The organism is Ethanoligenens sp. (genome assembly GCF_047718355.1).
In the GTDB taxonomy this organism is placed as follows: domain Bacteria; phylum Bacillota; class Clostridia; order Oscillospirales; family Ethanoligenentaceae; genus Ethanoligenens.
Genome location: NZ_JBDNLG010000134.1, coordinates 1 through 4,889, shown reverse-complemented (window position 1 = coordinate 4,889; position 4,889 = coordinate 1). Strand labels below are relative to the sequence as shown.

The window sequence follows — 4,889 nt, the reverse complement described above, 5'->3', positions numbered from 1 at the left end:
GGGGAGACTTTATGAAATTGTCCACCAAAGGGCGCTATGGTCTGCGCGCACTGCTGGATCTGGCTGTTCATGCTGACGGCAGCCATGTTTCACTGTACAATATCGCCGACAGGCAGCAGATTTCGGTCAACTATCTGGAGCAGGTGTTTTCCCAATTGCGCAAGGCTGGTTTTGTGCGCAGTGTAAAAGGCGCGCAAGGCGGCTATGCGCTGGCGATGCAGCCACGAGAAATGACTATCGGCGCCATCCTGCGTGTGCTGGAAGGCAGTCTGCATATCGCAACGGAAGAAATCTCCGGAGAAAATCCATTGCAGGACTGTATTAAAAAGTATGTGTGGGATCGCATCAATAATGGTATCGACCATGTAGTGGACTCCATTACGCTCGGTGACTTGGTAGAAGAATATCGCAGCGGGCAGGATTACACCATGTTCTATATCTAATCCGCTTAAGATGACGCTGGTACGAAATGCTTGACAGAAATGGGGCGAACATGCCAAAACAGGAAATCACAACATCGCAAGCGCCCGCAGCCATTGGACCTTACGCGCAGGCTGTGCTGGCAGGCGGGCTTTTATTTTCTTCCGGACAGATTCCGGTCAATCCGACGGACGGTACGGTGCCCGTATCAGTAGATGAGCAGGCGAAACAGGCGCTTATCAATCTCGGCGCCATATTGGAACAAGCGGGTATTGGTTTTGCAGATGTACTGAAGACTACCGTGTTCATCCGTCATATGGAGGATTTTGCAGCCATCAACGCCGTTTACGCTACTTTCTTCAAGGAACCCTATCCCGCGCGTTCGTGTGTGGAGGTTTCCGCTTTGCCCAAGGGTGTTCTTTTGGAGATTGAAGCCATCGCCGCATGTTGATTGCCTGCCAGACCAGAACAGTACATGATATGCTTGTTTTATTTACAATAGAAGAATCACTTTTTGGAGGGAATATATCATGGCAAACATCGCAAAAAACTTGACCGATTTAATCGGTAACACCCCGTTTCTGGAACTTGCAGCTTATAACAAAGCCGAAGGGCTGGAAGCCACCATCGTAGGCAAGCTGGAATATTTTAATCCCGCGGGAAGCGTCAAAGATCGTATCGGTTACGCCATGATCAAAGATGCAGAGGATAAAGGACTCATTAAGCAGGGCAGTGTCCTCATCGAGCCGACCAGCGGCAATACCGGCATCGGTCTGGCGTTTGTCGCCGCGGCAAAGGGCTATCGGCTTATCCTCACCATGCCGGAAACCATGAGCGTAGAACGTCGCAACCTGCTCAAAGCGTTGGGTGCAGAACTGGTGCTCACATCGGGCTCTGAAGGAATGAAGGGTGCCATCCGCAAAGCCGAGGAATTGGCGGCGCAGATACCCGGCAGTTACATCCCGCAGCAGTTTAAAAATCCGGCCAACCCGGCTATCCACCGTACCACCACCGGTGAGGAAATTTGGCGCGACACCGACGGCGGCGTGGATATCTTCGTGGCGGGCGTAGGCACGGGCGGCACCGTCAGCGGCGTGGGGCAGGCCTTAAAAGCAAAAAAGCCGAACGTACAGATCGTGGCGGTAGAGCCGTCCGATTCCCCCGTCCTTGAGGGCGGAAAACCGGGCCCGCACAAGATTCAGGGCATCGGCGCAGGATTTGTACCCGATGTGTTCGACCGCACTGTCATTGATGAAATCCTGCCGATCTCCGGGGATGACGCTTTCGCTGCATCCCGCAGCCTGTCCAAAAAAGAAGGTCTGCTGGTCGGCATTTCCTCCGGTGCCGCCGTCCATGCGGCCACCATTCTGGCAAAACGCCCGGAAAACAAGGGAAAATTGATTGTGGCACTGCTGCCGGATACTGGTGAGCGTTATCTCTCCACCACCTTGTTCCAAGCAGACTGACAACGACCGGTGAAACCGATCAAAACGCGGATAACCAATGGTGTTATCCGCGTTTTTTCTATCCCTTTTTCATAGCATCCACAGCGGGATATATGCCACGCCGTCACGCACATCCAGCGTTTCCCGCGTAACGACCAGTCCGCCCACATGTGAAAAAATCCGGCAAAACGACTGTAGGGCGCGCGGGCTTCCCGACCCGATATCCGTACCTGTCAGGAACTGCACCGGCAACAACCGCCCGCGCCGCTCCAAAACATAGAGCGCCTGTCCTTTCACACCACGCCAGTACCAGATCTTTCCGCCGTTTTTCTCCGCATAGTCAAGCAACAGAGATAAAACCGCTTCCCGTCCGGCACGCGCATGTTCTTCGGGCGTGAACGTCTGCCGGCGAAGCAGTGCGTGCTTCATCCCGCAATCGCGCAGATAAAGCCGCTTATTCTTTCGCAGAACACCGGAAATATTGGCCTTGTAATATTCACAGACATAGGCGATCCCATCATTCTCCAGCAGATGCAGATGGTTCATCACCGTCACGGTATTGAGCGACAGATACTTTCCAATACCCGCATACGCCTGTTCGCGTCCCTCCAGCGAGGCAATATAATACAACAATTTTTTGAGCTTTTCAGGAGATTTGATGGCGTAATTACTCAAGATATCACCATACAGGCTGCGATCGATGATATCGTCAAACAGTTTTCGGTGCCATGCGGCCATATTCCGCGCCTCAAAATACCCCGGATATCCGCCGGCCAGAAAATATTGTTCCACGATATTCCGCTTGCCCGCCCGGAACGTCTCCAGTGCGGGCAGCTGTTCCAGCAAAGCGCGCGCATAATCTTCTGTTTGCTCAAACAAATCAAAATCCGGCAGCAGGCTTTTATAGGCGGCACAATCGAACTCCACCGTACGATACGCGCAATAAAACTCTAAAAATTGCGGCGCGCAAAGCGGTGGCACCGCAAACAGGCACGCCCTTTCCCGCAGCGCTTCGCTCCCCGCAGGAAAAAGCAGCTGCGGCATCGGCGCAGCAACTATAAAATGGAACTTCCATCCTTTTTCATGACATTTTTGCGCAAAAATCCGCCATCCACGCACATGATGTGCTTCGTCGATCAATACATAAACGGGCTGAGAAAACTGCTCCGGTTCCTCACGCAACACACCCGTACAATACGCCATCACCACATCCTGCGCATGCAGGTTATGGATAAACAAAGAGGGGTCATCACCGCTGAAAAACAGTACCCGCCGCGGTGGAACTTTCAACCGTAGCAGATAATGCACTGTTTGATAAAGCAGCGTCGTTTTACCACAGCCGCGCGGACCGGTCAGCCCGATCGTTTTCTCCCCCGCGATGTCTTTGACAATTTGTGCAAACTCGGCGCGTATGCGCCTAAATAAAAGGTCCGGCTCGACCCCGTCCCCTCTCCACCATGAATTGCATGCATGAAGACAGTCTATCAACGTCATGCCGACACCCCGATATGTTTATTGATGTGGGCGGCCGCGGCGCGGAAACCCACCTGCCCGTCGTGTTTCACCTCGACGGCACACAGCGCAGACGTCATCGTCCGCAGGTATATTTCATCAGTCAATATAGCATATTCGTTCGGCACAGTCAACAAAACCCACCCAATAGCCGACGATTGGCAAAACGGCCGTTTATCACATGTCGATTACTTCAGTAATAGTCACATTACGCAGATTTCTTTCTCTGCTCAGGTGGATCACGCGGTCCTGCCATTCGCCGGAAAGGATGCGCACCGACGGTCGTGTGCAGCAGTCTGCATAATTGCATACTACGATCGCACTCATCCCGTTGCTCAGGCGGACGACCGTCCCCAATGGGAATGCCGCCACTTTGCGCACAAACATATTTACGCAGACCGGGTCAAAATAAGTACCGGAGCCCCCCATGATATATTCCATCGCATTCGATGACAGAACCGCGCTGCGATATGGTCGATTCGAACTCAACGCGTCGTATACGTCTGCCACACTGATGATGCGGGCAAATTCAGATATTTCCTCCCCTTTCAACCCATATGGATACCCGCTTCCGTCAAAGCGCTCATGGTGCTGAAGCACACCTATATACGAGGTAACCGGCAAATCGCTATGGTCGCGCAAAAATTCATACCCATAGATCGGATGCTTCTGCATTTCCCGCATCTCGTCCTCTTCCAGACGTCCCGGTTTATCCAGCAGAAACTTGCCGACAAAAACTTTTCCTATGTCATGCAGCAGCGCGCCAAGACCCAAACGAAACAGTTTGGGTTCTGGAAATGAAAAGGACACGCCTAAAAGCAGCGACAAAACGGAAACATTGACGGAGTGATAAAATGTATAGTCGTCAAACACCTTCATGTCCACCATATTCACAATGGTGTCACTGCTGGCTAAAATATCATCAACCAGGCGGTGCACAATCTCTTTTGTTTTTTCAAATGCGCCATCCACACCCGTCAACGTCTGGGTGGAAATAAACGTGTCACGTACGGCGGTCACCGCTTTCATGCGTAATTCTTCATTGACTATCGCCTTGATTTCGATATCATCGGAAATATCGTCCGAAATATAGACACCATGATAGCCTAAATGATGAATACGTTCTATGTAAGACGCTTGTAGGACCTGCCCTTGGCCCAACAGCAGCTCACCGTTTTTACCGTGCAGGCTACGCCCCAAAACCATGCCGCTGCGCAGGCAGTAAACGGAAATAAATCTCATCGAAAACCTCTTTAATCAGTCTTATTCAGACGGTGAACCCGGCTGGGCAGACAAAAAATCTGAATAAAGCAAACCACTTCATCGTTGTTGACTAAGAGATTTGTCTGGTGTAAAAAGATACGCATCTGTATCATCTGATTTAAACCAAAGTAAACCATATATCATATCGACCGTTTTCGCCAAAAATTGAGGGGGGATAAAATGTTTTTTACAAAAAATATATCTTATCATGACAATTTATCGGACCATTCCAAGAGCAACCACCTATCC

At 51.2% G+C, this 4,889-nt stretch carries 6 protein-coding genes; 3 read left to right on the top strand and 3 right to left on the bottom strand.

Translation table 11 applies throughout. The features are described 5' to 3' along the window. The first annotated feature begins 11 nt into the window (after positions 1-11). From ABF463_RS13905 to cysK, 3 genes are all read left to right on the top strand, one after another. Complete coding sequence (locus tag ABF463_RS13905) at positions 12-443, top strand: RrF2 family transcriptional regulator (protein ID WP_415534538.1); 432 nt, start codon at positions 12-14, stop codon at positions 441-443. Between the two features lie 50 nt (positions 444-493). Next, positions 494-871: a RidA family protein gene (locus ABF463_RS13900; protein ID WP_415534536.1), complete on the top strand. Its 378-nt coding sequence runs from the start codon at positions 494-496 to the stop codon at positions 869-871. Positions 872-950: 79 nt separating this feature from the next. After that, a complete protein-coding gene (cysK, locus tag ABF463_RS13895) occupies positions 951-1,886 on the top strand; it encodes a cysteine synthase A (protein WP_415534534.1) in 936 nt (311 codons plus the stop codon). Positions 1,887-1,955: 69 nt separating this feature from the next. On the opposite strand, the gene ABF463_RS13890 is transcribed toward cysK, so the two are convergent. Genes ABF463_RS13890 through ABF463_RS13880 form a run of 3 tightly spaced genes read right to left on the bottom strand, consistent with a single transcriptional unit; the run spans position 1,956 to position 4,619 of the window. After that, complete coding sequence (locus ABF463_RS13890; RefSeq protein ID WP_415534532.1) at positions 1,956-3,359, bottom strand: ATP-binding protein; 1,404 nt, start codon at positions 3,357-3,359, stop codon at positions 1,956-1,958. Continuing rightward, positions 3,356-3,505 (bottom strand): hypothetical protein, encoded by a 150-nt coding sequence (locus ABF463_RS13885; RefSeq protein WP_415534530.1) that lies wholly within the window; start codon positions 3,503-3,505, stop codon positions 3,356-3,358. The genes ABF463_RS13890 and ABF463_RS13885 overlap by 4 nt, the downstream gene beginning before the upstream one ends. 49 nt (positions 3,506-3,554) lie before the next feature. Further along, positions 3,555-4,619, bottom strand: coding sequence for an HD-GYP domain-containing protein (locus tag ABF463_RS13880; protein WP_415534528.1), 1,065 nt, complete (start codon positions 4,617-4,619; stop codon positions 3,555-3,557). Positions 4,620-4,889: the final 270 nt, after the last annotated feature.

Coding starts and splice junctions, on each gene's coding strand:
- ABF463_RS13900 (WP_415534536.1), top strand. CDS start 494: ATGCCAAAACAGGAAATCACAACATCGCAAGCGCCCGCAGCCATTGGA.
- ABF463_RS13890 (WP_415534532.1), bottom strand. CDS start 3,359: ATGACGTTGATAGACTGTCTTCATGCATGCAATTCATGGTGGAGAGGG.
- ABF463_RS13880 (WP_415534528.1), bottom strand. CDS start 4,619: ATGAGATTTATTTCCGTTTACTGCCTGCGCAGCGGCATGGTTTTGGGG.
- ABF463_RS13905 (WP_415534538.1), top strand. CDS start 12: ATGAAATTGTCCACCAAAGGGCGCTATGGTCTGCGCGCACTGCTGGAT.
- cysK (WP_415534534.1), top strand. CDS start 951: ATGGCAAACATCGCAAAAAACTTGACCGATTTAATCGGTAACACCCCG.